This window comes from Acetobacter sp. JWB (assembly GCF_003323795.1).
GTDB lineage: Bacteria > Pseudomonadota > Alphaproteobacteria > Acetobacterales > Acetobacteraceae > Acetobacter > Acetobacter oryzifermentans.
In genome coordinates this window covers 1,959,473-1,984,340 of the sequence record NZ_CP030871.1, presented here as the reverse complement: position 1 = coordinate 1,984,340, position 24,868 = coordinate 1,959,473, and the positions used below count along the sequence as shown (strand labels likewise).

21 protein-coding genes, 1 pseudogene and 1 riboswitch are annotated in these 24,868 nt (G+C 49.5%); of the genes and pseudogenes, 12 read left to right on the top strand and 10 right to left on the bottom strand.

Going from position 1 to position 24,868, the window contains the following annotated elements; all coding sequences use genetic code 11:
• Positions 1–13: 13 nt before the first annotated feature.
• Both DS739_RS14185 and DS739_RS09350 read right to left on the bottom strand, forming a co-directional pair.
• Positions 14–151, bottom strand: a complete 138-nt coding sequence (locus DS739_RS14185; RefSeq protein WP_156100426.1) for a hypothetical protein — start codon at positions 149–151, stop codon at positions 14–16.
• 123 nt (positions 152–274) lie between these two features.
• The gene (locus tag DS739_RS09350) at positions 275–907 is read right to left on the bottom strand and encodes a recombinase family protein (RefSeq protein WP_003627302.1); all 633 of its coding nucleotides are present in this window, start codon (positions 905–907) and stop codon (positions 275–277) included.
• Positions 908–1,102: 195 nt separating this feature from the next.
• Between DS739_RS09350 and DS739_RS09345 the strand changes: the two genes are divergently transcribed.
• The 6 genes and pseudogenes from DS739_RS09345 (at position 1,103) to DS739_RS09320 (ending at position 11,399) form a co-directional block, all read left to right on the top strand.
• Positions 1,103–2,986: a Hint domain-containing protein gene (locus DS739_RS09345; RefSeq protein WP_006117378.1), complete on the top strand. Its 1,884-nt coding sequence runs from the start codon at positions 1,103–1,105 to the stop codon at positions 2,984–2,986.
• A gap of 160 nt (positions 2,987–3,146) precedes the next feature.
• Positions 3,147–5,087, top strand: a complete 1,941-nt coding sequence (locus tag DS739_RS09340) for a Hint domain-containing protein (protein WP_100070301.1) — start codon at positions 3,147–3,149, stop codon at positions 5,085–5,087.
• 68 nt (positions 5,088–5,155) lie between these two features.
• Positions 5,156–5,488: a hypothetical protein gene (locus tag DS739_RS09335; RefSeq protein WP_006117380.1), complete on the top strand. Its 333-nt coding sequence runs from the start codon at positions 5,156–5,158 to the stop codon at positions 5,486–5,488.
• 30 nt (positions 5,489–5,518) lie between these two features.
• Positions 5,519–6,574: an autotransporter strand-loop-strand O-heptosyltransferase gene (locus DS739_RS09330; RefSeq protein ID WP_096884292.1), complete on the top strand. Its 1,056-nt coding sequence runs from the start codon at positions 5,519–5,521 to the stop codon at positions 6,572–6,574.
• Positions 6,575–6,772: 198 nt separating this feature from the next.
• A pseudogene (locus DS739_RS14650) lies at positions 6,773–10,097 on the top strand (Hint domain-containing protein).
• A gap of 345 nt (positions 10,098–10,442) precedes the next feature.
• Entirely contained in the window at positions 10,443–11,399 is a 957-nt protein-coding gene (locus DS739_RS09320; protein ID WP_006116391.1) for an alpha/beta hydrolase, read from the top strand.
• Positions 11,400–11,455: 56 nt separating this feature from the next.
• On the opposite strand, the gene DS739_RS09315 is transcribed toward DS739_RS09320, so the two are convergent.
• Both DS739_RS09315 and DS739_RS09310 read right to left on the bottom strand, forming a co-directional pair.
• Complete coding sequence (locus tag DS739_RS09315; protein WP_035353642.1) at positions 11,456–12,160, bottom strand: hypothetical protein; 705 nt, start codon at positions 12,158–12,160, stop codon at positions 11,456–11,458.
• A 100-nt stretch (positions 12,161–12,260) separates the two neighbouring features.
• Entirely contained in the window at positions 12,261–12,503 is a 243-nt protein-coding gene (locus DS739_RS09310) for a hypothetical protein (protein WP_035353640.1), read from the bottom strand.
• A gap of 223 nt (positions 12,504–12,726) precedes the next feature.
• Here DS739_RS09310 and DS739_RS09305 point away from each other — a divergent pair, with 223 nt between their 5' ends.
• The gene (locus tag DS739_RS09305; protein ID WP_006116394.1) at positions 12,727–14,085 is read left to right on the top strand and encodes an NCS2 family permease; all 1,359 of its coding nucleotides are present in this window, start codon (positions 12,727–12,729) and stop codon (positions 14,083–14,085) included.
• 48 nt (positions 14,086–14,133) lie between these two features.
• Here the strand turns inward: DS739_RS09305 and DS739_RS09300 are convergent, their stop codons facing one another.
• The 6 genes from DS739_RS09300 to DS739_RS09275 all read right to left on the bottom strand — a co-directional run bounded on the left by DS739_RS09300 (position 14,134) and on the right by DS739_RS09275 (position 19,785).
• On the bottom strand, positions 14,134–15,450 hold the full coding sequence (locus DS739_RS09300) for an outer membrane beta-barrel protein (RefSeq protein ID WP_006116395.1): 1,317 nt from the start codon (positions 15,448–15,450) through the stop codon (positions 14,134–14,136).
• Between the two features lie 128 nt (positions 15,451–15,578).
• Positions 15,579–16,079: a hypothetical protein gene (locus DS739_RS09295; RefSeq protein ID WP_114012464.1), complete on the bottom strand. Its 501-nt coding sequence runs from the start codon at positions 16,077–16,079 to the stop codon at positions 15,579–15,581.
• Positions 16,080–16,207: 128 nt separating this feature from the next.
• Positions 16,208–16,759 (bottom strand): flavodoxin family protein, encoded by a 552-nt coding sequence (locus DS739_RS09290; RefSeq protein WP_006116397.1) that lies wholly within the window; start codon positions 16,757–16,759, stop codon positions 16,208–16,210.
• Positions 16,760–16,933: 174 nt separating this feature from the next.
• Positions 16,934–17,572: a ubiquinol-cytochrome c reductase iron-sulfur subunit gene (petA, locus tag DS739_RS09285; RefSeq protein WP_006116398.1), complete on the bottom strand. Its 639-nt coding sequence runs from the start codon at positions 17,570–17,572 to the stop codon at positions 16,934–16,936.
• An 18-nt stretch (positions 17,573–17,590) separates the two neighbouring features.
• Entirely contained in the window at positions 17,591–18,367 is a 777-nt protein-coding gene (locus tag DS739_RS09280) for a cytochrome c1 (protein ID WP_006116399.1), read from the bottom strand.
• Positions 18,367–19,785 (bottom strand): cytochrome b N-terminal domain-containing protein, encoded by a 1,419-nt coding sequence (locus tag DS739_RS09275; protein ID WP_006116400.1) that lies wholly within the window; start codon positions 19,783–19,785, stop codon positions 18,367–18,369. The genes DS739_RS09280 and DS739_RS09275 overlap by 1 nt, the downstream gene beginning before the upstream one ends.
• A 230-nt stretch (positions 19,786–20,015) precedes the next feature.
• A riboswitch (FMN riboswitch) is annotated at positions 20,016–20,162 on the top strand.
• Positions 20,163–20,261: 99 nt separating this feature from the next.
• Between DS739_RS09275 and ribD the strand changes: the two genes are divergently transcribed.
• The 5 genes from ribD (at position 20,262) to DS739_RS09250 (ending at position 24,829) form a co-directional block, all read left to right on the top strand.
• Positions 20,262–21,314: a bifunctional diaminohydroxyphosphoribosylaminopyrimidine deaminase/5-amino-6-(5-phosphoribosylamino)uracil reductase RibD gene (gene ribD / locus DS739_RS09270; protein ID WP_006116401.1), complete on the top strand. Its 1,053-nt coding sequence runs from the start codon at positions 20,262–20,264 to the stop codon at positions 21,312–21,314.
• Positions 21,296–21,898: a riboflavin synthase gene (locus DS739_RS09265; protein ID WP_035353632.1), complete on the top strand. Its 603-nt coding sequence runs from the start codon at positions 21,296–21,298 to the stop codon at positions 21,896–21,898. The genes ribD and DS739_RS09265 overlap by 19 nt, the downstream gene beginning before the upstream one ends.
• Positions 21,899–21,912: 14 nt before the next feature.
• Positions 21,913–23,226, top strand: a complete 1,314-nt coding sequence (locus tag DS739_RS09260) for a bifunctional 3,4-dihydroxy-2-butanone-4-phosphate synthase/GTP cyclohydrolase II (protein WP_035353653.1) — start codon at positions 21,913–21,915, stop codon at positions 23,224–23,226.
• A gap of 36 nt (positions 23,227–23,262) precedes the next feature.
• The gene (gene ribH, locus DS739_RS09255; RefSeq protein WP_006116404.1) at positions 23,263–23,748 is read left to right on the top strand and encodes a 6,7-dimethyl-8-ribityllumazine synthase; all 486 of its coding nucleotides are present in this window, start codon (positions 23,263–23,265) and stop codon (positions 23,746–23,748) included.
• Between the two features lie 70 nt (positions 23,749–23,818).
• Positions 23,819–24,829 (top strand): lysylphosphatidylglycerol synthase domain-containing protein, encoded by a 1,011-nt coding sequence (locus DS739_RS09250; RefSeq protein WP_006116405.1) that lies wholly within the window; start codon positions 23,819–23,821, stop codon positions 24,827–24,829.
• Positions 24,830–24,868 lie beyond the last annotated feature (39 nt).

Below are 24,868 nucleotides of genomic sequence, written 5' to 3'. Positions count from 1 at the left end.
TCATCCGGTGGGCTCATTGCTGTTTAACCAGAACGGTCTGGAGCAGACGTTCAGAAGAAATTGTCGTGTGATCCAACGAGAAATAGCCATAGGCCGCAAAGTTCAGGTTCCAGGGCATCACCATATCGGCTGCCGAAGATTCAGATTGCATTGTGCTACTTTCCTGACTGAAAAAGCACGATCTGCATCAGGCATCAATCAAAAATCCGCATTGTCGGTACGTTCCTCAACATGGCCAAAATCACAGCTTTGGGTTCACCAAGCGCTATCTACCTCATGATGTACTGTAAGATTTGCGAGCTTTCTCGATTTTCCGACCATAATGGTGATGGCTGTCTCTGCCACGAGCTAGGCGAGAGACAGTGCTTTCACTGATTCCAAATGCAGCAGCGATCGATTTCAGGGACTCCCCCTCTTTTCGTCTTTCAATGATTTTATGCTTTTGTAAGTCTGTAATCTGAGATGGTCTTCCCATGCGTTTGCCTTGCTTAATGGCACGTGCACGTCCTTCAGAGGTGCGTGTACGGATAAGATCGCGCTCCACATCGGCCAAGCCACCAAGGACTGCAAGCATAAGCCGACCTGTACTTGTGTTGGTGTCAGTCCAGGGTTCAGCTAAAGAGTAAAACTGAGCCTTACGATCAGTAATTGTCTTTACGATAGAGAAGAGATCAAATGTACTGCGTGCCAGTCGATCCAGACGGGTAACGACTACGGTTTGACCAGGCTTAAGGTTGGCAAGCAATTTACATAATTCAGGACGCGTAGCATCTGCACCACTTGCTTTTTCACGATAGATACGACGGCATCCGAATTCCTTCAGTGTTTTCAGTTGAAGTTCAAGAGTCTGCCCTACTGTGCTGACACGGGCATATCCAACTTTACGACGTGTTATCTCTGGTTGCATTCGGGCTTAAACGACTGAGAATGTTCAAAAGTTCCTTGCAAAAATCCTGATTTGCGCAAGAGCAGAATCTCTAACTCTCGTCACGTAAGTTAAGCCTAGGAATACTCTATACATCAAGTAATGTTAATGCAACCATAACATTCGTGGTCAGAAAAAAGTTACCATTTTTCCTTGCATAAATCAGGATTTAGGAAAATGACGACTTACGACTGGATCGGCGGAAATGGGAATTTCAATAATCCCAAAATGTGGAAAGATTCTGACTCTGGGACAATCGCCTCTTACGATCCTAATGGCCAAAATCCTGTTGTTATTAATACTGACAAAGATATCACTATAGATACAACGCCCTATTCATATTCTGATCAGTGGAAGAATCAGTATCCTAATGCCACCACAGAGCCGGAATCTGTCACATTTTCAGGGACAGGTACTGTAACCATTACAGGTTCCGGTGGTGTTGCATCGTATGGTACCATTAGCCTCGGAGATAGCCAGACTGTCATCCTTGATGGTACCACAATGTCCGCAAGCAAAACGGTTTCAGGTGGAACTATAAAATTAGAAAATGCGGCAAATCTGAGCGTAAATACTTCTCTTGATACCACAACCATTGATTTTGGCGGAAATTCCACCAACAGTGGTCATAACACAGTAACTTTGGGAAGTGGTTCTTATTCTATAAAGAATATTACAAACTTCAGCCCTGATGATTCCATAGTTATTAAAAACCAGTATGGCTACACCAATGTTGAATGGGTTAAAACTGGTGCAAACACTTATTCTCTTCTTGGCGTAGACCAGTATGGCAACACCTCGACTTCCGCCGGTAACAACTACATTGCGACTAATGTATCATTCGCTCAGTCCGGCATGGATAAAGCGGGTAACCCCACTTATTATACACCATCAGATCTGTATGGCGGAGGGACGACCGGCACAATCACAAGTGGTGAATTTGTAGGCGATACATTTTATCTGGGCAGTGGGCTGTCTTCCAACTCTGATAATACAATGGTCATCACCTGCTTCCTTTCTTGCTCTATGATCCGTACGCCTGAAGGCGATGTGGCAGTTGAAGATATTCAGATTGGTGATGAAGTCCTTGCTTTCGACTGGAAGAACAACAAGGAAGTGACCCGGCCTGTAGTCTGGGTGGGCAAGGCGCATGCTGTTGTTCGGCCCGGCTTACCAGATGATGAAGCCGGATATCCTGTACGTGTTCTGAAGGATGCCATTGCCGATGGTGTGCCTTACAAGGACATGCTGATTACTGCAGAACATTGCCTGTTTTTTGAAGACCGGTTTGTGCCAGTCCGGATGTTGGTGAATGGTGTGTCTATTTTCTATGACAAATCCATTACCTCCTACGATTACTATCATGTGGAAACCGAGCAGCATTCCGTCATTCAGGCTGATGGCATGCTGACAGAAAGCTATCTGGATACAGGCAACCGTTCTTCTTTCCGTCAGACAGGTACTGTTGTCACCTTACGTGGTGCGGTTCAAAGCTGGGAAAAGAACGCCGGTGCACCTTTAGGAGTGGAACGGTCCTTTGTTGAACCGCTTTTTCAAAAGCTGGAAGCACGGACTAGTTGTCTGACACAGACGACTTCAGTTCCTCTTGCAAAGTCAAACCTGACAAACGACCCAGATCTACATCTCGTCACGGAAAGCGGGGCCATCATTCGCCCCATTCGCCATGATGGTGAGCGTTACAGCTTTATGCTGCCGGCTAACATGGCCTGTGTGCGTATTGTCTCTCGCGCCAGCCGACCAGCGGATGTGATCGGGCCATTTGTGGATGATCGCCGCATGATGGGCGTTGCTGTAGCTGACGTATATTTTGTGACAGCCAAGCAGCAAACACACATTACTGCGCATCTTCAATCTGAAAAACCAGTTGGTTGGCACGCAACAGACTGGACGGATTGCGCATGGACAAATGGTGATGCTGTTTTGCCCTTGGATGAACTGACACAGAGCGGAATGGGTATTCTTTCTCTGAATATCCGAGCTGCTGGCCCCTATCTGGAACAGAACACGAAAGCTGTTTTGGAAAACAGACGTTCTGCCTAATCCGAATACTTCCCTCCATTTTTTGATGAAGGGAGTTTTTTACAAATATCCGATGTGTTTTCACATCGGATATTTGTCTCTTCTCAATATTTCATGAAGCCGGATTTCTTTTCACGATTTTACGCTCTTCATGAAAGCGGCAAAGAAAGCTACGGTTACAATGTCTAATTATCCGCTTCCTGCGGCTACCCAAACGATTTCCGCTGGTCAAACAGTCAATGGTGCATCTTACAACACAGATGATCATGTTGTTGTAGAAGGCTCTTTGACGAATGCCACTCTGACCCAGAATGGGGGTGGTATTGGATCTATCGTTGTGCAAAGTGGCGGAACACTCAATAGCGCCACAGTTACCTCGGGTGGTAATATCTTTGCGCTTGATGGTGGGAGTGCTTCTCATATTTCATTGGATGGCAGTAGAAGTGCTGATCTTATCGTAGAGTCAGGCGGCGCAGTTGACACTGTCTCGGCCTCCAATAGTGCGGGCATTGACCTACGAGGAGGCACACTTTCCAATGTGACGTTGACCACAAGTGCCAGTATGAAGGTTGAATCTGGCGCTACTGTTACAGGTGTTCAGGTCAATAACACAACAGAGGTTGATATTGATGCCAAGTCTCAGGTTTCCAACATTACCGTCTCCAATGGCGGCACTGTAGACAACACAGGTGGTAGCATCGCTTCAGCTACCATTGAAAGTGGCGGCAACGTTTCGGTAGAAAGAGGATATTCGTATGATTCCGCCACGAGTTCAGGTGGTTACCTTAACGGAACCATTGACCAGTGTATCATTAGTAGCGGTGGAACATTAACTGTTGGCAATGGCGGTTCAGCTACAAATGTCGGCCTGCAAAGTGGTGGGCTTATTGATTTTTCTACCCTGACATATGATTCCTCTGCCAAATATAGCTACGATGCTGCCACATATACCCTGACAGTGACAGGAAGTGGTGGAACAGCGAGTGTTACACTTGACCCCAAAACTTCAGATATTGTGGATGGTCAACAATTTGATCTCGTTGAAAATAGTGATGGCACGCTTGCCATAGAAACCTGTTTTCTTGCGGGTAGCATGATCCAGACCCCACAAGGTGATGTGCCTGTAGAAAACATCCGTTTTGGAGATAACATCACAGTCTATGTAGATGGCAAAACAGAAACACGTTCTGTTATCTGGGCAGGCAAGGCACATACAACCGTTCGCCCTGGACGTCCTGATGATGAAGCCGGATATCCTGTACGTGTTCTGAAAGACGCCATTGCCGATGGTGTGCCTTACAAGGACATGCTGATTACTGCCGAGCACTGCTTGTTTTTTAAAGATCGGTTTGTGCCCGTACGTATGCTGGTGAATGGCGTGTCCATTTTCTATGACAAATCCATTACCTCCTACGATTATTACCATGTAGAAACAGAGCAGCATTCTGTTATCCGGGCAGATGGCATGCTGACCGAAAGCTATCTGGATACCGGGAACCGCTCTTCTTTCTGTCAGGAAGGTTCCGTTATCATGCTGGGTGGAAAGCCTCGGACATGGGAACATGATGCCGGTGCGCCACTCTGTGTTGATCGTTCCTTTGTGGAGCCACTATTTCGAGCACTGGAATGGCGTGAAAACAGTGTGGTTGGCGCACAGATGCCAGTAGAAACGATGGAACTCACGGATGATCCAGATCTGCATCTCGTAACGGATACAGGAGCTACTGTGCGTTCGATGCGCAAGACGGCGCATCAGTATAGTTTTATGCTGCCGCCTGATACGCAGTCTGTGCGTATTGTCTCACGCGCCAGTCGTCCATCTGATGTGATTGGTCCGTTTGTGGATGATCGGCGCCATATGGGGGTTGCAGTCTCCGAGGTGCATCTGATGTGTGCTAAACAGCAATTCAACATCACTTCTCACCTTCAGGCCGAGAAGCCAGAAGGTTGGCATGAGACCGATTGGACAGATTGTGCATGGACAAATGGCAATGCCGAACTGCCATTAGGGGATCATCTGTCACATGGGAAAATGGGGATACTCTCCATGATCATCCGTGCTGCTGGCCCTTATGTTGTGAATGATCAGCAAACGACACGTGTAAAAACAAAATCTGCTTAAAAATTAAAAATCTCTCCCTTATCGTTAGTATTAAGGGAGAGATTTTTTATGATCTTGATGGAACAGCTATGCTTCGTAAAACAGCAAATCTGGAATCACGTAATCCTCGTACCAAAACAGTCCGGATGAAAAAGATAGTTCCTTCCCAGGAAAACACATTTCCCATCTATTTTGATGGTGAATGGTATCTTTTAGTAAATCCCGATGTTGCAGAAGCTGGGATTGATCCTCTTGTTCATTTCATGAATTTTGGTGCACACGAAAAAAGAAATCCTAACCCTGATTTTGATACAGAAACTTATTTGCGCTTGAATCCATATATTGCATCTTTTCCATTAGGGCCTTTCCTCCATTATGTTTTCTATGGTTACCATGAAGGGCGTAAATTTCAGGCTCCATAATTTTTCTTAAATATTTGGACTGATTGTTTCATGACCGAAGTTTTTTCAAATTCAGAAACCACAATTTCTACGTCTTCTGCAGATGGTATCACCGAAGTTTCATCAAACCATTCGGCTTCGGTCAAATCTCCTTACATCAACCCTTCTGCTCTCCCAGTTTTACATGGGCCTGATGGAATTTTGTTTGATTTCAATCAGGGTGCCCGTATTGTTCTGCCTGCACGTACAGAAGGGAAATGGCGGATTACATTACGTGACCTGGATACAGGGAATATTCTGTTCCAGAATGAAAATACGGGCGCTACCGTACACTCTGCCAAACGCTTTTACGTTCGCTTTGGTATTATTGTTGAAGATATTTTACCTCAAAGAGAAGCCCGCATTGTTTTCCAGCATGAATTGAATTTGAAAAACAAAAAAGTTGTCATTCAATTTCCTGTCGGCACTTTGGGCGATACGCTTGCATGGTTTCCCTACGCAGCACGCTTTGCGCATATCCATCAGGCAAATGTAACCTGCATTCTCTCTGCTTTGATTATTCCTGTGCTGAAAGATGCATATCCAGAATTAACACTTATGTCCCCAGAAATAGCTCAGGAACAAGACATACTGGCAGACAGTTATGCAATGTACTGCATGGGGTTATTTTTTGATGATAAAGAAAATGTTTTTCAACCAACCGATTTTCGGTTGGTGGGTCTTCATCGCACTGCCGCGTATATTCTAGGTGTTGATCCTGCGGAAGAAGTACCCAAACTTGCTTTGTCTGATGAAACACGCCCGATAGCCGAAAAATATGTCTGTATTGCTGTGCAGGCCAGCACTCAGTGTAAATACTGGAACAATCCCACTGGATGGATGGAGATTGTTGCCTATCTTAAAAAGCAGGGCTACCGGGTTATCTGTATTGATCAAAAACCTGTACATGGCACAGCTATTGTCTGGAATCATATTTCTTACCGTATTATCAATTGGTATACATATAATTCCTGTTGGAATGATGAGCGTGAACGCTTTGATCATCATGATTTTCTCTGGTGCCCTCGTCACGCCAATACACCACGTCAGTTTGCGAGCTTCGTATGAGTGCTTTCAGAGATGATGGCGTGATCGTGCGCACGAATAGATCGCATCAATCTGAATGTATATGTCTGGTTACGATAGAACAAACGATCAGAGATGTCGAAATGATGTTGGTAATAATCTAAAAAATGTGCTTTATCATTTTAGTTAATATATGAATAACATTCATTTAGATATGAAGTGTCTAGAGAGGGTATATTTATGTCTGAAGATAATAATACTTCTTCCAACGTTGTTGTGACGAGCGGTCAATCACTTACAGTAATGGATACTATTGTAGGTCTGACCGTTCAAAGTGCGGGTTCAGTTACAAATCTTGGCAACATATCCAGTGTGACGGATCAGGGGGAAGTGCAGAATCTGTCCACAATGCAAAGTGCTGTTGTGGAAGATGGTGGCCTCTTGGGGAATGCTGGGGGAAGCCTGAACAGCGTAACGGTTCAAAGTGGTGGAAATCTAGAAAATACAGCAACAATTACAAACCTTACTATAGAAAGTAAGGGGCATGCCGCAAGCTATGCAGGTAATGTGCAGGACGTAACTGTCCAGAACGGCGCTACATATGAAACTGACGGCGGTGCTGTATCCGCTTTAACAGCAGATACGGGTGCCAATGTTCTTTTTATGGGAGGGTCAGGTTCTTCTGTTACGGTAAATTCCGGTGCATCTATCGGTGCGGTTCAGTCTGCCAACCTCACAGACGTCACAATGACAGCAGGCGGAAGTCTGCAAGTTTCAGATGGTGCTTTTGCGACGGATATTAAGATTACTGGGGACAAGGAAGGTACGCTTGTTGTTGGCAGTAAAGGGTATGTTTCTGGTGTAAATGTTTCTGGTGCGGCGGATAACAGCGCGCAGGCTGCAACAGGTGGTGAAGTTCACGATGTTATTGTCAATTCAGGCGGCGTTGCGGATGATGTGACGGTCTATCACGATCATCTGGTGGTGAATGGTGGTGGCCTGGCATCTGGCGTAACCTTGAATGATGCTGGCATTACCGTGCAGAGCAACGGCGTGGTGTCTGCCATGACTGTGAATGCCCAAGGTATTTATGCCGCGTATATTGATGGCGGCGTATCTCATGATGCGGTCGTGAATAACGCTGGCGCCATTGTAGAATATACAAACGGTTCAGCATACAACAACACTGTGAATAGTGGTGGTGAAGACGCTGTTCTGAATGGGCTGAGTGAAGCTGCAACCATTTCTGCTGGTGGTCTTCAGTTGGTAGAAACAAAAGGCGTGACCTCTGGAACCATCCTGGATGGCGGTCAGCTTCAGGCAGCATCTGGTGGCATTGCATCTGCAACAACCGTGAACGCCGGTGGCCTTGAAACTGTAGGAGCTGGTGGAACAGCGCTTAATCAGACTGTTCATTCCCAAGGCACTGTTGTTGTTGATGCGTCTGGGATCATAGGCGGTCAAACTCATCCTGAGTGGTGGCAGCCTGAGTGGCGGCATACTTAGCGCGGGCGCAACGGTATCCGTGCTCTCTGGCGGGTATGAAAGCGGTGTCACCATTGCAAGTGGCGGCAGCGCGGATCTCCAGTCTGGCGGTAGTGGCTCCAATATTCTGATTGAGCGCTCTGGCGTAGAAAACGTGGCTCAGGGCGGTGTTGTCAGCAATTTCACCATTGAGACGGGTCGGCAGAATAATGCCGGGAGTGCCGTATCGGGCACCATTACCAATTTGGGTGAAGAACGTGTGATGTCCGGCGGCCAGGACAGTGACATGATTGTTGCAAGCCACGGGCATGAAGTTGTGAGTGCTGGTGGGGTCGCAAACCATACAACGTATAACGCCAATGGCTTTGGCTACATTAACGGTTCGGCTGTGAGTGCCGTTGTGAATTCTGGTGGTATCGAATTTGTTCAAAGCGGTGGCGTCACTACCAGCACAACGGTTAACAATGGTGGCCTTGAAGATGTTGAGGCAGGTGCTACAGCACACAATGAAACCGTAGGACGTGGTGGCACGCTCAACGTTTTCTCACAGGGTAGCCTGAATGGCGCCAATGTGTCTGGCGGGACTGTGGATGTCAGTTCGGGTGGATCTGCGGCAGATGTCAATGTTGCCAGTGGTGGCCAGTTGAACGTGCAGAGCAGTGCTGTGCTGAGTGGTACGGAGGTTCTGCAAAACGGCGGCAAAGCCACCATATGGGCTGGGGCAGGTGGCATTGTTGATCTGGAAGGCAGCACCAATACAGGGCTGACTTTGGAGGGTGTTGAGACATCTTCCGCCACAACCGTTACGACAGAAGTGACAGGTTTTGATGGAGCTTCTGCGGGAAACTCGGACGGGATTGTGCTTGCCGGGGTTAAGGCAGCCGATATTACGTCCACCAGTTATTCAGCAGATGGCAACTACGTCACCTTGTCGTTTAACGAGGGTGGGTCTGTTACGCTGCACATTGATGATGTCAGCCAGTATGGGTATGCACTTTCTTCTGATGCAGATGGCAATGCTGTTTATGAAGTCTGTTTTTTGCCTGGCTCTATGATCCGCACACCATGTGGTGATGTTGCTGTTGAAACACTGCAACTGGGTGATGATGTTCTGAAATTTGCAGATGGACAAAGCACTGTTCGTAAAGTGACATGGGTCGGTAAGGCGCATGCCACTGTGCGCGCAGGATTGCCGGATGATGAGGCAGGTTACCCTGTGCGTATCCTTAAGAATGCCATTGCAGATGGTGTGCCTTACAAGGATATGCTGATTACATCTGAACATTGCCTGTTCTTTGAAGGCAGGTTTGTGCCTGTGCGCATGCTGGTGAATGGATCTTCCATTTTTTACGATAAGTCCATCATCTCCTATGATTACTACCATGTGGAAACAGAAGAGCACTCTGTGATCACAGCAGATGGCATGCTGACAGAAAGTTATCTGGATACAGGTAACCGCCGTGCGTTCCGTCAGGCTGGTTCTGTCATGAGCTTGGGTGGAAAAATCAAAAGCTGGGAAGATGATGCCGCAGTAGATCTGTGTGTTGACCGTGCTTTTGTGGAACCTTTGTTCTGCAAGTTGGCGGAGCGGGCTGCAAGTGTCGGCGGGCAGCTAGTGGCTACAGCATCGCAGGTTCTGACAGATGAGCCCGACCTGCATCTGGTAACAGATAAAGGTGCTGTTGTGCGTGCCGTAAGGCGCAATGGGCAGCGTTATAGCTTTATGCTACGTCCTGGCACACGCTTTGTGCGTATTGTCTCACGCGCCAGCCGCCCATCTGATGTGATTGGGCCGTTTGTGGATGATCGGCGTGCCATGGGTGTTGCCGTTGCGGATGTGCATCTTGCAACAGCCGGACAGCAGCATGACATTGCAGCGCATCTGATGCAGGATAAGCCTGAAGGTTGGCATGAAACAGACTGGGCAGATTGTGCATGGACAAATGGAAATGCCCTGTTGCCTTTGGGGAATCTCCTGATCAGCCATCACATGGGACTGCTGTCTATAACAATCCGGGACACCGGATATTATGTTCTGGGTAATGAAAAACTGGCTGATAATACAAAGAACTTTGCTTAATTAGAGAATAAGCCTTCATGGCCAGACGGATGTAAATCAGTCTGGCCATGAAGGCATTTGGACAATAGATACAGGTTGTATTTTAAAATACCTGTTGTTTGTTGATGAATTTCACATTCATGCAAAATATATTATGCGTTTTAATTTTATTTAAACTATATATTTTTTATAAATTGAATTTATAACGCATATATAATAATGTATTATATGGAAATCATATATAAAATATTGATGTATTGTATTTTTATATTGATACTAATCAATAAATTATGATGATCGTGAGTATATAAACTTGTCTTGCGGCACGGTCTGTGATGCCAGCCGCAAAATAGGAGGCGAGTTACTATGCCAAAATCAGTAGTTAATCCCGAATTTCTTCCCATTCTTGAGAAAATGCCATCATTTGATGGTCTTTCATCGCTTTCACTTCCAGAAGTGCGAGAAGTTTTTCTAACATCTGTGCGCCTTATAGAAGGTCGGCCTCTGCCAGATGTTATCACGCGGGAAGAATACGTGCCGGGGTTGAATAATGCCCCAGATGTACGTGTTGTTGTTTATACACCGCGCGAAGTGCAACCCAATGCACCCGCTATGATTTACATTCATGGCGGCGGCCTTGTTTCTGGCCACCCGGAAGTGGATGACCCCAAATGCCAAAAGCTGGCTAGTGATCTGGGTTTTCAGATTTTTTCGGTTGATTACCGTCTCGCGCCAGAGGTGAAATATCCCGGCGCTATTGAAGATTGTTATGCCGTTCTGAAATGGGTGCATGAAAACGCCAGCACACTTGGCATTTCGCGCGATAAGGTTGTTGTTGCCGGTGAAAGTGCAGGTGGTGGTTTAAGCGCAGCCCTAAGCCTGATGGCGCGTGACAAAAAAGAATACAAACTTGCTTTCCAACTGCTTATTTACCCCATGCTGGATGATCGTACAGCAGTAAACAGTGATCCAGGCGCTAATTTTGGCGAATTTGTCTGGACACGTTCTGCCAACAAATACGCATGGCAGGCTTATTTGGGCGATAAAGCGGGTGGCCCACAAACGCCGCCATATGCAGCTGCTGGCCGTGCAACAGATCTGGCAGGTTTGCCCCCCACCTTTATTGGTGTGGGATCAATGGATCTGTTTTTGAAGGAAGACCTTGATTACGCAACCCGCCTGATGGCAGCGGCTGTGCCCACGGAAGTTATGGTGGTGCCGGGGGCTTATCATGTGTTTGATATGTATGTGCCGGATGCAGAACTTTCCCGTAGGTTTATGGATGCTTACTGTGCAGCACTTAAACGCACATTGAATCTGTAATACCATTAGTGCCTGACAGGTTATTTAGCCCGTCAGGCTGTGGTGTTGTATTGTATTTACCCACCACCTCTGCATGAAGCCATTTCTCTGGTGGAAACCGCTTCCGATGCCGCTTTGCGCAATTGCTGGGCACAATTTTGCGCTGAAATAATCATTTTGTGTGCGCTGGCAGAAAAGGGCAGTCTGCCCCCACTTTTGCCTGCTGCGATAAGAGCCAAATCTTTATACGCATCTACAAAAATATTTTGTGCAACACTGCCTGTGTCTTCACAGCCGCCTAAATCTGTTGGCTGGAACATGTTTTTTGCACGAAAGCAGAGCAGAGAAATTTTTTTTCCGGCAGAATAAGATGAGGCAGCATTTACACCATTATTGGAAAGATATGCCTGCACATCATCTATTCCTGATGGGGAGGAAGCATAATCAACATAAAAATCTTCCCCAGTTTGGGAAACAGAAAGAGCCTGCCCGGTAATATAGATAGGCTTATCCATGGGGAAATTTTTTGCAGCAGTAACAGAACTGGATTTCCATTCTGCCCAATAGGCTTGGGCTGTTATGGATGTTGGGCGCGGAAAAACTGGAGCCCAGTTAATAAGGCTTTTGCCACCACTTAAAAATGCTTTGATATCATTGGTTAGTAAAATGGATGCGGCATCTACATAAGGGTAAGCATCATCTACAGTCTGCGGTGCAGAAGAGGCTATAACTGGTGTTGCCCATATCAGCATGGCAACCAAAAGTATCTTTTTCAAATTCATCTCCCTTCTTTATCCGTATTATATCCTTCGGAAAGAAGAAGAGGCAGCCCCGTTCTAAAATGAATGACGGGTGGTTTTTGACCACCCGCCTGCGCGATTATCAGGAATGTGCGGTAATAACGGTTTTTGCCAGAGATTCAATTTCAGAGGCTTCTACACCTTCTGGGTTGCGCTCTGCTTTTTTGGCCACTTCGCGTTCGGCTTCACCAGCCTTAACGCCGCCTTTAAGCACATAATTTGCCAGTTCACGCACTTCTTCCTTAGTTGCCAGCTTGGGCTGTTTAAGGGCGCGTTCTGCCAGATGGAAAAGGGAGCTGGTTTCGTGCGGTGCTTTATCGGTCATAAAAAAGTCCTTTCTGCTTTGATGCTCAAGCCTAAGCATTTGTTCATTTTACGAAATGGGGATGCTCCCTGCATTCAGCTACGGGGAAGGAGGGATGGCTGCTATGTGCTGCGCAGATTACGTGTGTTAAGGCAGGAAATCTTTTATTCTGCTGGTGTTATTTTTGTTCGTACATCCGTAAGATAAAGCAGAAACTGGCCCCAGCAGCACTGCCGAGGAATGGATGAGAGATTTATGGTCAGGCATGCGTGCATGTCTGGATCGTGTTTTTGATATTTCTGGCCGAGGTTCCAGTATTCCCAAGGAAGTTGTGGCGGGTATCACCACTTTTGGGGCAATGGCCTATATTATGGCAGTTAACCCCAATATTCTGGCTTCTGCCGGGTTAGACCAACATGCCATGGTTATCACTACAATTGCCTCTGCGGTTGTGGGGTCCTTTATCATGGCGGTGGGGGCCAACCTGCCCATAGCGCTTGCACCTGTTATGAGCAGCAATGTGGTGTTCGCCCAGATTGTTATTGTGCGTATGGGAGTGCCACCGGCTCAGGCCTTTACAATGGTGCTGTTAGGAGGGCTGGCCTTTCTGTTTCTTTCCCTTACGCCGTGGCGCCGCAGAATTGTTGAAACGTTTCCGCTTTCGGTCAAACAGGGCATTCATTTTGCCATTGGAGCCTTTGTGGCTCATATCGGCATTGTAAATGGTGGCTTGGTAACGAAGGGTGGAGAAGGGTTGGTTTTTGGGCAGTTGTCCAACCCTGTTGTGCTTTTAGCGCTGGCCGGGGTTTTTCTGGCCATGATGTTAAAATGGGCGCGTGTACCGGCCGCCATTTTGGTGTCTGTTATTGCCGTAACAATAGCTGGTTTATGGGTTGCACATCCAGATGGCAGCAAGGTGACGCAACTTCCCGCGCATTGGGTGGATTGGCCATCCTATCCGTGGTTCATGTTGTTTCCGTATGATTTTCATGGCCTGTTTGCCAATCTGTTTCTGGTTTTGCCCATAACGCTTTATTTCTTTTTGGGTGATTTTTTTGATGCTACCGGCACCATGATGGCCGTAATGCAGCGTTCTGGCCTTAAGGATAAACAGGGGCAGCCTTTATTGGCAAAATCGGCTTTTGTGGCAGATGCAACGGCCAGTGTTATTGGTTCTGCTTTAGGCACATCCACTGTTTCGGCTTATCTAGAATCTTTGGTGGGCGTGGAAGAAGGGGGGCGCACAGGGCTGACAGCGCTGGTAGTGGCATGTTTGTTTGCTGTGTCATCTATCTTGTGGCCGCTTATTATCTGCGTGCCTGCTGTGGCAACTGCTCCGGCTCTTATTCTGGTTGGCTTGGGTATGCTTGGCAGCCTGCCAGACCTGAAATCTTTGGCTGTGCAGGAGCGGGTTATTCCGCTGTTCATGTTGCTTGTAACCGTGCTGACGGGTGATTTTATGGTCAGTCTGGCGCTGGGTTTGCTGCTACACACAGCCTTTGTGCTGACAACCCGCAAATGGGCAGAACTTACCCTGATGCTCTGCGGGTTGGACTGTGTGTTTATTTTGTATCTGGTGCTCTCATCCAGATTAGGCAGTTAAAAAGACAAAACAGGCTGCGGTGAATATTGCAGCCTGTGTCTGAATGTATCAGAACCCGATAACCGCATCGCCACCAAAGGTGAACATGCCGTTGTTGCGGCCACCATTAAAAGGTGTGGTGCCATTAAGGGAGCGATCAAACCGTATTTCTGGCCGAAGCTGAAATACGCGCACATGGTGCCCCAAATCTGGATGATACACGACGTTCAAGGAGAGATCCCCATATGTGGTGCCATGGCCAGAGGGGCCAGCAACAGTTTCTCCGCCCGTGCCAGCCAAGGCTTCCATATAGGAGTTATTGCCGCGGAAGGTGGCTACCATCATGTTGTTATTATCGCGGTAAATTTCGCCGCGGTAATTGAAGGTGAATTCCTTGTTGATCTTGTAGCTCAGGAAGCTGACAAAACTTTCTGCATCTGCGCCAGCAAATTGCCCACGCGCACCTATGCCACGCACCCCTTCATCATGCAGGTAGTTGAATTCTGCAGTAACAGAGAGCTTGTCATTTATATTATAGGTGGCGTTGATATCGTTCCAGAAGCGTTGTGCGTGGTCTGCTTCGTAATGTCCGACCGAGCGCCAAGAGTTTTCCGGCCCAACGCGGCTGAGTTCTACAATGCGTAGTTTCCCATGTGCGAGATTATTGAGGTTGAAGCCAAAATAAGCCGCAGGCATGTGGTTGTTATCGGATCTGCCAAAGGATGTCTGGTTCCCGGTATCAATTCCGAAAGTGACATCCACTATTGGCGTTACGTGCCAGTTAAACATAGCGCCAATATGCTCAAACGGCACAGAATATTCAGATGTATAGGCAAGTGTATAAAAGGCGCGGGATGTGGGGTCTAACCCTTCAACACCCATGGGGGCCTGTAGAATACCAACCTGCATATCCAGCCCACCTTTTGTTAGCCACGGTAGATGCACATCCACATGCGCTTGGGCGGGAATAAGCTGGTAACGCGCCTTCCATTCCTGATCTGAAATGCCAAGCACATGGTAGTATCTGGCATCGGAACCATACAGCCCTTCTAGGGTGAATCCGATCTGATACTCGTTCAGGCTGGAATCGATGGCTTTGGAAATAGTGAATTCAGCTTGGTTCAGTTGTACCTGGTTGGCGTGGTCGGCCAGAAAGTCTCCGTAGTTATAGCCGGGATTGGGGCGTGCCGGATTGGCCATGATACCGCCTTCAATCTGCCCCGTAAGGGTAATATCAGACAACCAGCGGCCCAAGCTGGAACTGCTGGTTTTCAGGCTTGTAAAGGGCAGAACCTGCGCATGTGCCGTTTTATGCAAAACCGGAAACAACAGTGAAGAAGCAGAGAGAAGCAGCAGAACTTTCTGTTTTTTAGGAAGCGTCGTCATGGAGGGGGATGTCCCTTCAGTGCGGCTGTTACATGGCCAAAGTGTTTGGTAGTTTAGGCAGAAACATTCCGATAAAGAAATAAAAAAGAAATAATGAATGTTATTTACCCGTGGCGTAGGATTGGCAGTTATAATTTTTGCCGCATTTGTTGGCGCAGGTCATTGCAGCGTTTTGTATAATGCGCGGCCTTGAACGCAGTAAGAAAGTTAATGAAAAACGCCGCAGCCAAGGAGAGGAAGGAAAGTAACGTTAGCAACTCTCCAGATGTTCGCATTGGATCATCGTAATGCAGGCCGGAATACCACAACAAGCTTATGCTCACGATTGCACCAATAAAGCCAAAAACACCCGTTGTTTTAATCATGGAATCTTCCACGGTTTCAAACTCTGATGTCTCACGCCATAGGTCAAAAAGCTGGCGGTCTATTTCACCCACCGCGCCTGCATGGGCGGCTTTATCTTCTGTTGTCACTTTGTGCGGGTTCTTGCGGTAGATTTCCAGCTCCTGCCGTGCTTTGGAAAACACACGGCGGCGTTCCTTAATGGCAGGAATGCTGATATCCACAAAGCTGAGAATAGCAACATTCAGCCCCGCGGAAAGCTGGATGATAGCCTGAAAATCCCCCAAGAAACAGCCATTACGTCCCCGTTTGCGGTAGATACTGGGGGTGTTTTAGCGTTTGAGGGGCTGGCTGAAAAAGGTATAGCCAGCATGTCTGCTATTCGGGGGCAGGAAACATGCTGGCTAAATGCTTGTTATCTAAAGCGCGCAGTTACCTCGGCAATGCGTGTGCCGTAAGTGGTGGCTGTATCCAGATCACCGCTCGGAATTTCATCTACACTAGCATCAGAAGGGCTTTGCACCAGCAGGCCGGCGGCACCACCCAGCACGTTGATATCGGCTTTTGTAGCGGCTTTTGTGTTGGAAGGCAGCAGGTCTAGGCTGATCCAGATGCCACCGTGCTGTGCCGCCAGAACCTGAAACCATGCCATAGTGCACCCTTTATCCCCCACCGGGCTGGCGCTGTTTGTAAATCCGGCAAACAGTTTGTTCTGCCACCCACGATTGAACCAGATGCGGGATGTAGCATCTGCAAATTTCTTAAACTGCCAACTGGCATTGCCCATATAGGTGGGGGAACCAAACACAATGGTTTTGGCTTTGTTTAAAGCTTCCCAGCCGTTTTCTGGCAGATCACCATTTTGATCAATTTCCAGAATTGCAGCGTTAGCACCTTTGGCAACGTATTCTGCTACTCTGCGCGTGTGGCCAAACCCAGAATGATAAACCACCACAATATCAGACATTTATTTATACCCTTGCAATCAAGATGGTTGAAAAACACAGTTTAGATTGGCGGTTTTCCATTCTCTCGATAAGAGTGCATTTTGGCAATTCATCTCACACTCCAAGAGTGAGGTGAGCCTACTACGCAGATATAAAAAACGCCGCAGGGTGAGTGCGGCGTTTGTAGTAGGTGTTTAGATCTGTTCGATTGTTGAGAAATCGAAGTTTTGCCCCTTGGGGTTTTCTCCCAGTCGGATACTGGTTGGTGAGGGCATGGAATAAGGCGGCACAGGCAAATTATACGGAGCCGGTGCGCCTTTATAAACGCGGCCTGCCAGATCAAATTTTGATCCGTGGCAGGGGCAGCCATAGCCGCCACATGTATCAGCCGTGTTGCCTGTAGGTTGGTTAAGGCCCGGCACGCAGCCCAAATGCGTGCAAATACCCACGTAAACACCATATTCTGGCACAAGAGAGCGATGCCAGTTGCGGGCATAAGCGGGCTGCTGGTTTGCAGCAGACTCTGCATCCCGTAGTTTTTCGGCCAGCGCGTGGTCTTGCAGTGCAGCAATTTCTTCTGGTGTGCGGCGCATGATGAACACAGGCTTGCCCTGCCACACAACTGTCATCTGTTGGCCGGGGGTAAGTTTGGAAATATCAACATCCACAGGCAGATGGGCGGATGCGCTGTCTTGCGGCTTCAGGCTTTGCACAAACGGAACAGCACAGGCTGCCAAGCCTGTAACTGTGCCAGCCGTGGTTACAATTCCCAAAAAGTCACGGCGTCCGGGGGCTTGTTCTGTTGCTGCGGTTTCTTCGGTTTCGCGTGTCATGGTGTTCGTGCTTTCCGTTTATCCGTGCGATTTCAGGTTTTTCCAGATTTTCCGCTTCCATGCGATAGCCAGAACAAGCAGAACAGCCAGATAAGCCAGAACCCCTTTGCCAATATGGTGGCGCTCATTACGGTGCGGATCTGCGGCCCAGACCAAGAAAGTGGTGATATCTTTGGCTTGCTGCTCCACAGTTGCCGGTGTGCCATCAGGGTATTGAATGGCACCGTTCATCAGCGGCGGTGGCATACCAATCATATGGCCTTCTGCCCAATCATTATAGAATTTGCCCGGCACAATAGGGGCATCAGCGGGCGGGGGCATGCGGTAGCCTGTCAGAAAGGCGTAAAGCCAGTCTGCGCCACCAGGGTGCACAGCAGCCAAGCGAGATTGATCTGGCGGCGCAACCCCACCCATAACAGCGGCTGCCGCTGCATCATTGGGGAAGGGTGACCGGAAGTGATCATCCGGCAAGCCGGGGCGCATTGTGGGCATGCCGGAGATGCCAACCGGGCCGGGAATCTGCTTGCTATGGGCAAGGTCTGTAATTGCCTGATCACTTAGCCCAATGCCTTCCAGATCTCGATATGTCAGGCTGCGCATGCCGTGGCAACTGGCGCATACATGATCATACACCAGAAAGCCGCGTTGCAGGCTGGCTTTATCATAGGTGCCGGTGGCACCCTCAAAGCTCCATTTCTGATGAGGCGGGGCTTTATTATCCGATGTGTTGGCCAGTGTGGGCGTTGCAAGCGTAAATGCTGCCAGCAAGGAGCCTGCAAAAACATGCTTACGCATTAGGCGTCTCCCTGTGATGCAGCAATGGAGGAAGGGAGAGGGCGCGTTTTTTCCGTGCGGGACACAAGGGGAAGGAACACAAGAAAATACCCAAAATAGTAAAGCCCGGCCAAACGGGCGGCAATCAGCCAGCCACCTTGTGCGTGGTGTTTGCCCGCATCTGCCAGCACAATAAATGCACATACAACGCCCAACAGCCCAATACGGCACAGGGGGCGGAAACGCATGGAGCGCACGGGGGAGCGGTCAAGCCACGGTAAAGCAAACAAAACCAGCAGAGAACCAGCGGCCGCAACCAACCCGCCAAATTTGGATGGCACAGATTGCAGCAGCCCGTAAAACGGCAGGAAATACCATTCAGGCTCAATGTCCGCAGGCGTGTGCATAGGGTCAGCCGGGGTGTAGTTGTCTGGTTCAATCAGCATATTGGGCCAGAAGAACATCAGGGCCGCAAACACCATGGCAAACAGAATAAGGCCAACCAGATCTTTGCTGATATAGTATGGGTAAAACGGCACCGTATCTTTGGGGGTGCGTGGCTCAACCCCAGTTGGGTTGTTGGAGCCAGAAACGTGCACAGCCGCTACGTGTATGCCTACAACCCCAACAATCAGAAATGCCAAAACAAAATGCAGCACAAAAAAGCGATGGAGGAAGATGTCTCCCAGATGGTCGCTGCCTGTCATGATGTGTTCTAGCGTTGGGCCAATACCCGGTATGGCGCCAACGGCCTTGGTAATTACATCTGCGCCCCAATAGGACATTTGGCCCCACGGCAGCAGATAGCCTGCAAAAGCGGTGGCCATAACCATCAGCATCAGTACAAGGCCGGTTAACCACAGCAGTTCACGCGGGGCTTTGTAAGATCCATAATAAAGCCCACGGAACAGATGCAAATACAAAGCAGCCAGAAACAGGTTTGCGCCTGTCATATGCATGGCACGTAAAAGCCATCCGCCAGAAAGCTGGCGTTCTATAGCTTCAACAGAAAGAAAAGCCCCTGCATCTGTGGGGGTATAGTTCATGGCAAGAAAAATGCCACTGGCCAGCATCAGCCCCAGAACAAGCGTAAGAATGGCCCCAAAATTCCACCAGCCATTCAGATTGCGCGGCACACGGAAATCAACATATTCAGCCCGAAAGGCAGAAATGACCGGAAGGCGTCTGTTAATCCAGCCAGCCAGGCCAGAATAGGGTGGTGTAGAAGAAGCAGATGTTTGCTTCTGGTCGGGTATGCTCATGGTAAATCCATGTTGGCTGGCAGAAACAGGGGCAGATAGTGCTCCGTATTCCGCTGTGGCTGTAAGGAAAGGCAACGCATAGCCAAAAACGGCATGCGGAATCTGTGGTGCAGATCTGATATGAAGGGCATACAGGTTAAAGTTGTTTCGTCTGCCTGCGTATGATGCAAAACGCACGTGCCTGTGGATATGCCATAAAAACCTGCCATAGATTGCTATCAGAATGACCGGGTTTAAGGAGCAATAAGTTCCTTTTACCTAGTTTAGATAGATATGGCGGCATCATAACTTTCCCGAAACATTTGGGCAAGGTAGAGGCGGTTTTTAACAAACTGTGAAGGCATTTGCTCTTGCATAAGAGAAAATGCAGGGCCATCATACTTGTTATCACTCGCATGTTGTGGGTGTGATGTTCTCAGGGCAGGGTGCAAATCCCTACCGGCGGTAAGCAGCGCAAAGCGTTGTAAGCCCGCGAGCGCTCGCTTCTGGCGGGGTCAGCAGATCCGGTGCAATTCCGGGGCCGACGGTGATAGTCCGGATGGAAGAGAACAGAAAGACTGGTGCGTGATCGTGATTCGTTCAGAATGACGTGCGTGCAAGGCTATCTTACGCCCTGAGTCCGTCTGGTTTATGAGAACGCGGGCAGAAACAGGGTGAACAGCTTTTCACAGATTTCCCGACAGATCATGCCAGAACGCATTGGTGTGGCGTTTCATCTCGCCGTGGCTGAGGCGTGGAGCTTTGTAGGGCGCACAGCCCCCAACCCGCCAGTAGGGTGTGTGTTATTGGATGCGCAAGGAGATGTGTTGGTTGTGGCCGCACATCATCAGGCAGGCACCGCACATGCAGAAAGACTGGCTGTAGAGCAGGCGCGTGCTCTTGGGTTGGTGGAGCGGATTGATACCGCTGTTGTCACGCTGGAGCCTTGTAATCATACCGGTCGCACCCCCCCATGTACGGAAGCACTGCTTTCTACCCCAGTAAAAACTGCCTGGATTGGCTGTGCAGATCCTAATCCACACGTGCAGGGCGGGGGTGCCGCACGTTTGGAGCATGAAGGTATTACGGTTAACCGCTTATGGCAGTGCATGAATGCTGCGGGCACATATGCACGTTGTCGTGCATTGCTGGCACCATTTGCTTGGCGCATGACACACGGGCGGCCTTGGATAACCGTTAAACAGGCGCTGGATAGCAAAGGGTCCATGGTGCCACCCCAAGGGCAAAAAACCTTTACAACCCCAGCATCCCTCCGTCTGGCACATGCTTTGCGGCGCGTAACAGATGGTATTGTAACAGGCACAGGCACCGTGCTGGCTGATAGGCCCACGCTAACTGTTCGGCATGTTGAAGATCACCCTGAACGCCGCCGCCTGTTGGTGGTATGTGGCCAGGAAAAACATGCTCCGGCTGAGTGGCTGGCCAGTGTTTCAGCCGCGTTCGATGTAAGCTTCTGCCCTGATATTGCACAACTGCCATATATTCTGGCGCAAAGTGATGCGCTGTGGGTGCTGGTAGAAGCCGGGCCAACTCTGCTGGAGGCCCTTAAAACCCATAATTTGTGGGATGATTGGCTGACCATCCGTCAGGATGCTTCAGGGCAGGATCATCTTGCTGTTTCAACCCAACATGATGTCACACCTCTTTCTTTGTTTCCTGAATGGATGCGGTGTGCGCAGGAGCAGGTATGTTTTCCGGTATCATAGAATCTCTCGGTCATGTGGTTAAGGCGGAGCACAGCCCCCAGTCTCTTATGCTGGAAGTGGAAACCGGGCTGCATGATGTGGCGGAGGGTGAAAGTATAGCCGTAAATGGTGTGTGTTTAACGGCAGTCGCGCCTTCGACAACTGGCCTTGTTCGCTTTTTTGTAAGCAGCGAGACACTGGATTGCACCACGTTGGGCGCGCTTAAAGCCGGGCACCAGATCAATCTGGAACGTGCCGTTACCCCCGCTACACGTCTTTCTGGCCATATTGTGCAAGGCCATGTGGATGCCGTGGCACGGTTTACAGAATGTACGCAGTTTGGCGATGCGCGGCGCGTGGTGTTTGAAGTGCCAGCCCAGCTACGGCGCTACATGGTGGCCAAAGGGTCTGTAGCACTTGCGGGTATTAGCCTGACGTTGAACGAAGTGGGTGAGCCAAATGGCGAGACCTTTCCCATCGAACTGATGATTATTCCGCACACATGGGAGCACACCACGCTCGGCACATTGAGGGTGGGTGATGCCGTGAATGTGGAAGTGGATATCATTGCCAAATACGTGGAGGCACAATGCCGGACCAAGTAAAAACAGCAGCCCCTGTGGCAGCTAAGGCATCGGCAAGGCTTTTGCAGGCGGTTGAAGCCGTGCGTGCTGGCCGGATGGTCATTATGGTGGATGATGAAGATCGTGAAAACGAAGGCGATCTGGTCATGGCCGCTGAGTTTATGACGCCAGAAGCCATGAACTTCATGATCACCCATGCGCGTGGCCTTGTGTGCCTGCCACTTACGCCAAAACAGGTGGATCGCCTCGGTCTGGCCATGATGGTGCGGCAAAGCGACAATACCGCTCAGTACGGCACGGCGTTTACGGTCTCTATTGAGGCGAAGGAAGGCGTTAGCACCGGCATTTCTGCGCCAGACAGGGCGCATACTGTGCGTGTCGCGGCATCAGAAAACGCAACGCCAGCAGATATCGCCACACCGGGCCATATCTTTCCACTGCGGGCCGCCCCCGGTGGGGTGCTGGAACGTATTGGGCATACCGAGGGGTCAATAGATCTGCTGCGTTTGGCCGGGTTAAAGCCAGCTGCCGTTATCTGTGAAATTCTGAATGAAGATGGCACCATGGCGCGCCGCCCTCAGTTAGAAGTGTTTGCCCGCCAGCATGATCTGCCGATTGTCTCTATTGCAGAGCTGGTAACGTGGATTAAAGCACACGGTTTGTCATCCTTGGCTGCGCAGGCCGCCGAAGCAAATCCGGAAACTGCGCCAGAGCCTGCGGTGCCAGATCTGGCGCAGGCATCCTTACCCAGTGCTTACGGTGGGGACGATTTGATCATCCATGCTTTTCAGGATGAAAACGGCGTGGAGCATGTTGCCTTGGTAAAAGGTGATGTGCGCCGCAGCGGTGCTGTGCCGCTGGTGCGTTTGCATTCTGAGTGCGTGACAGGTGATGCTCTTGGCTCCCTGCGGTGCGATTGTGGGTCACAGTTGCATGCAGCGTTGCGGGCCATAGGGCAGGCGGAATGTGGCGTGCTGGTCTATGTGCGCGGGCACGAAGGGCGTGGTATCGGGTTGGTCAACAAAATCCGGGCCTATGAGCTACAGGATGCCGGGCTAGATACGGTGGATGCCAACCATCGTCTTGGTTTTGCAACAGATGCCAGAGATTGGCGCGCAGCCTCTGGCGTATTGCGCAGCCTTGGCGTGGGCGAATTGGATTTGCTGACGAACAATCCAGATAAAGTGCGCGCACTGGAAGCACGCGGGTTTATGGTGCGCCGCCGGATTGGGCTGGAAATTCCACCTACCGCGCATAATCGTGCCTATCTGGAAGCCAAACGCCGGCGCATGGGGCATCATCTTGGGCAGTTTATTGCCGTTGATGCCGAACCGGATGCGGTTGTCTGATTTTTACATAAGTGAGTTATTAAAGGTGTTTAACTGATGGGTACACGTTCCCCCGTTTCCTTGCCGGATCTCAAGGCGCTTTCTCCTGCGCCGCGTTTGGCTATTATTGTCAGCCGATTTAATGAAACTGTGACAGGTGGCCTGCGTGATGGCGCAGTGGCTTGGCTGGCAGAACATAACATTGCCGTGAAAGATGGTGATGTATTTGCTGCGCCCGGTGCCTTTGAAATGCCACTTCTGGCACAGACACTCGCCAAAACAGGCAACTATGAAGGCGTTATCTGCCTTGGGTGCGTGGTAAAAGGGGATACAGCGCATTTTGAATTTATTAGCCTAGGCGCCACAATGGGTATTCTTCAGGCATCTTTGGCCACAGAAACGCCTATCGCCTTTGGTGTGCTGACAACTTATACAGAAGAGCAGGCACAGGTACGTTCTGCGGATGATATCCATAACAAAGGGCGCGAAGCCGCTGCGGCGTGTGTGGAATCTCTGGCCTTGCTGCGCCAGATCAAAGGCTAAATAAATGAGGTGTGTTAGGCTGCACCAACCGAAAGTGTAAAAGCCAAGCCAGAAAAAGGATGGAGGGAGCATGAAGCGGGTCACTCTCATTGCCGGGATTTTCGGTTTGGGGTTGACCGTATGGATGCTGGCCGAGTTTGGGGTGTCCTCCATTTTTTCTCTTGTTATGACAGGCGGTTGGGGCATTTTAGCTGTTATTGCTTTTCATAGCGTACAGGTTTTTCTTTCTGCTTCCGCTTGGCGCACCATTGCGGGCCAGACTTTTGGCCCGGTTCTGCCGTTAAGAGCCTATTTCATGCTCCGCTGTGTGCGAGAGGGCATAAATAACCTTCTCCCCGTTGCACAGGTTGGTGGGGAGGTAATGTCCTCCCGCTTGCTCGCACGGCGTGGCTTGGGCCTAAAACATGCGGCCGCCGCGACAATTTGTGATCTGACAATAGAGTTGCTCAGCCAAGTGGTATTTACCCTCAGCGGCTTGGTTATGTTGCTGTTCTTGGTCAAGCGCTCTGCTGTTACAGACCGATTGCTGGAAAGTGCATTGGTGCTTTTGGCTATTGGCGGCGGCGTATTTATCAGCCAGTGGCTTGGGGCCGTTGCTTTCATAGAGAAATTGCTTATCCGCATAGCTGCTCATCTGGGGTGGAGCGGTGTTGATGGTATTCGCGGCCTTAATAAGGAAGTGCTTGCGCTGTATAAATCAGGCCGCAATGCGGTTAGTGGCCTGATATTGCAGTTTTGTGCGTGGGCTTTGGGGGCTGTTGAGGTGTGGTTGATTCTGCACTTCATGGGGCATGGGTGCTCTCTTGCTACCGGATTTGTGATCGAAGGTGTGGGAGAAGCAGCTAAATCAGCCGGGTTTGCCGTACCCGGGGCCCTTGGTGTGTCAGAAGGGGGCTACATTATGGTTGGTAGCCTTTTTGGTATGCCGCCTGCAGTTGCCATCGCGCTTTCTCTTATCAAACGTTTGCGTGAAATTGCTTGGGGTTTGCCCTCTCTTATATTGTGGCAATGGCTTGAGCATACATGGCGCCCTTATGCCGAGCGCCTGCGTAAAATGCCCTTTTCCCGCACGGGTCTGTAAAAAGGAAAACAGAGCCCTGCTTACATCATCACTTGCTTC

Excerpts from the sequence above, each read along its gene's own strand:
- ribH (WP_006116404.1), top strand. The coding sequence starts at position 23,263 with ATGGGTACACGTTCCCCCGTTTCCTTGCCGGATCTCAAGGCGCTTTCT.
- DS739_RS09250 (WP_006116405.1), top strand. The coding sequence starts at position 23,819 with ATGAAGCGGGTCACTCTCATTGCCGGGATTTTCGGTTTGGGGTTGACC.
- DS739_RS09300 (WP_006116395.1), bottom strand. The coding sequence starts at position 15,450 with ATGACGACGCTTCCTAAAAAACAGAAAGTTCTGCTGCTTCTCTCTGCT.
- DS739_RS09315 (WP_035353642.1), bottom strand. The coding sequence starts at position 12,160 with ATGAATTTGAAAAAGATACTTTTGGTTGCCATGCTGATATGGGCAACA.
- DS739_RS09265 (WP_035353632.1), top strand. The coding sequence starts at position 21,296 with ATGTTTTCCGGTATCATAGAATCTCTCGGTCATGTGGTTAAGGCGGAG.
- DS739_RS09290 (WP_006116397.1), bottom strand. The coding sequence starts at position 16,759 with ATGTCTGATATTGTGGTGGTTTATCATTCTGGGTTTGGCCACACGCGC.
- DS739_RS09350 (WP_003627302.1), bottom strand. The coding sequence starts at position 907 with ATGCAACCAGAGATAACACGTCGTAAAGTTGGATATGCCCGTGTCAGC.
- DS739_RS14185 (WP_156100426.1), bottom strand. The coding sequence starts at position 151 with ATGCAATCTGAATCTTCGGCAGCCGATATGGTGATGCCCTGGAACCTG.
- DS739_RS09335 (WP_006117380.1), top strand. The coding sequence starts at position 5,156 with ATGCTTCGTAAAACAGCAAATCTGGAATCACGTAATCCTCGTACCAAA.
- DS739_RS09305 (WP_006116394.1), top strand. The coding sequence starts at position 12,727 with ATGAGAGATTTATGGTCAGGCATGCGTGCATGTCTGGATCGTGTTTTT.
- DS739_RS09340 (WP_100070301.1), top strand. The coding sequence starts at position 3,147 with ATGTCTAATTATCCGCTTCCTGCGGCTACCCAAACGATTTCCGCTGGT.
- DS739_RS09320 (WP_006116391.1), top strand. The coding sequence starts at position 10,443 with ATGCCAAAATCAGTAGTTAATCCCGAATTTCTTCCCATTCTTGAGAAA.
- DS739_RS09280 (WP_006116399.1), bottom strand. The coding sequence starts at position 18,367 with ATGCGTAAGCATGTTTTTGCAGGCTCCTTGCTGGCAGCATTTACGCTT.
- DS739_RS09345 (WP_006117378.1), top strand. The coding sequence starts at position 1,103 with ATGACGACTTACGACTGGATCGGCGGAAATGGGAATTTCAATAATCCC.
- petA (WP_006116398.1), bottom strand. The coding sequence starts at position 17,572 with ATGACACGCGAAACCGAAGAAACCGCAGCAACAGAACAAGCCCCCGGA.
- DS739_RS09330 (WP_096884292.1), top strand. The coding sequence starts at position 5,519 with ATGACCGAAGTTTTTTCAAATTCAGAAACCACAATTTCTACGTCTTCT.
- DS739_RS09310 (WP_035353640.1), bottom strand. The coding sequence starts at position 12,503 with ATGACCGATAAAGCACCGCACGAAACCAGCTCCCTTTTCCATCTGGCA.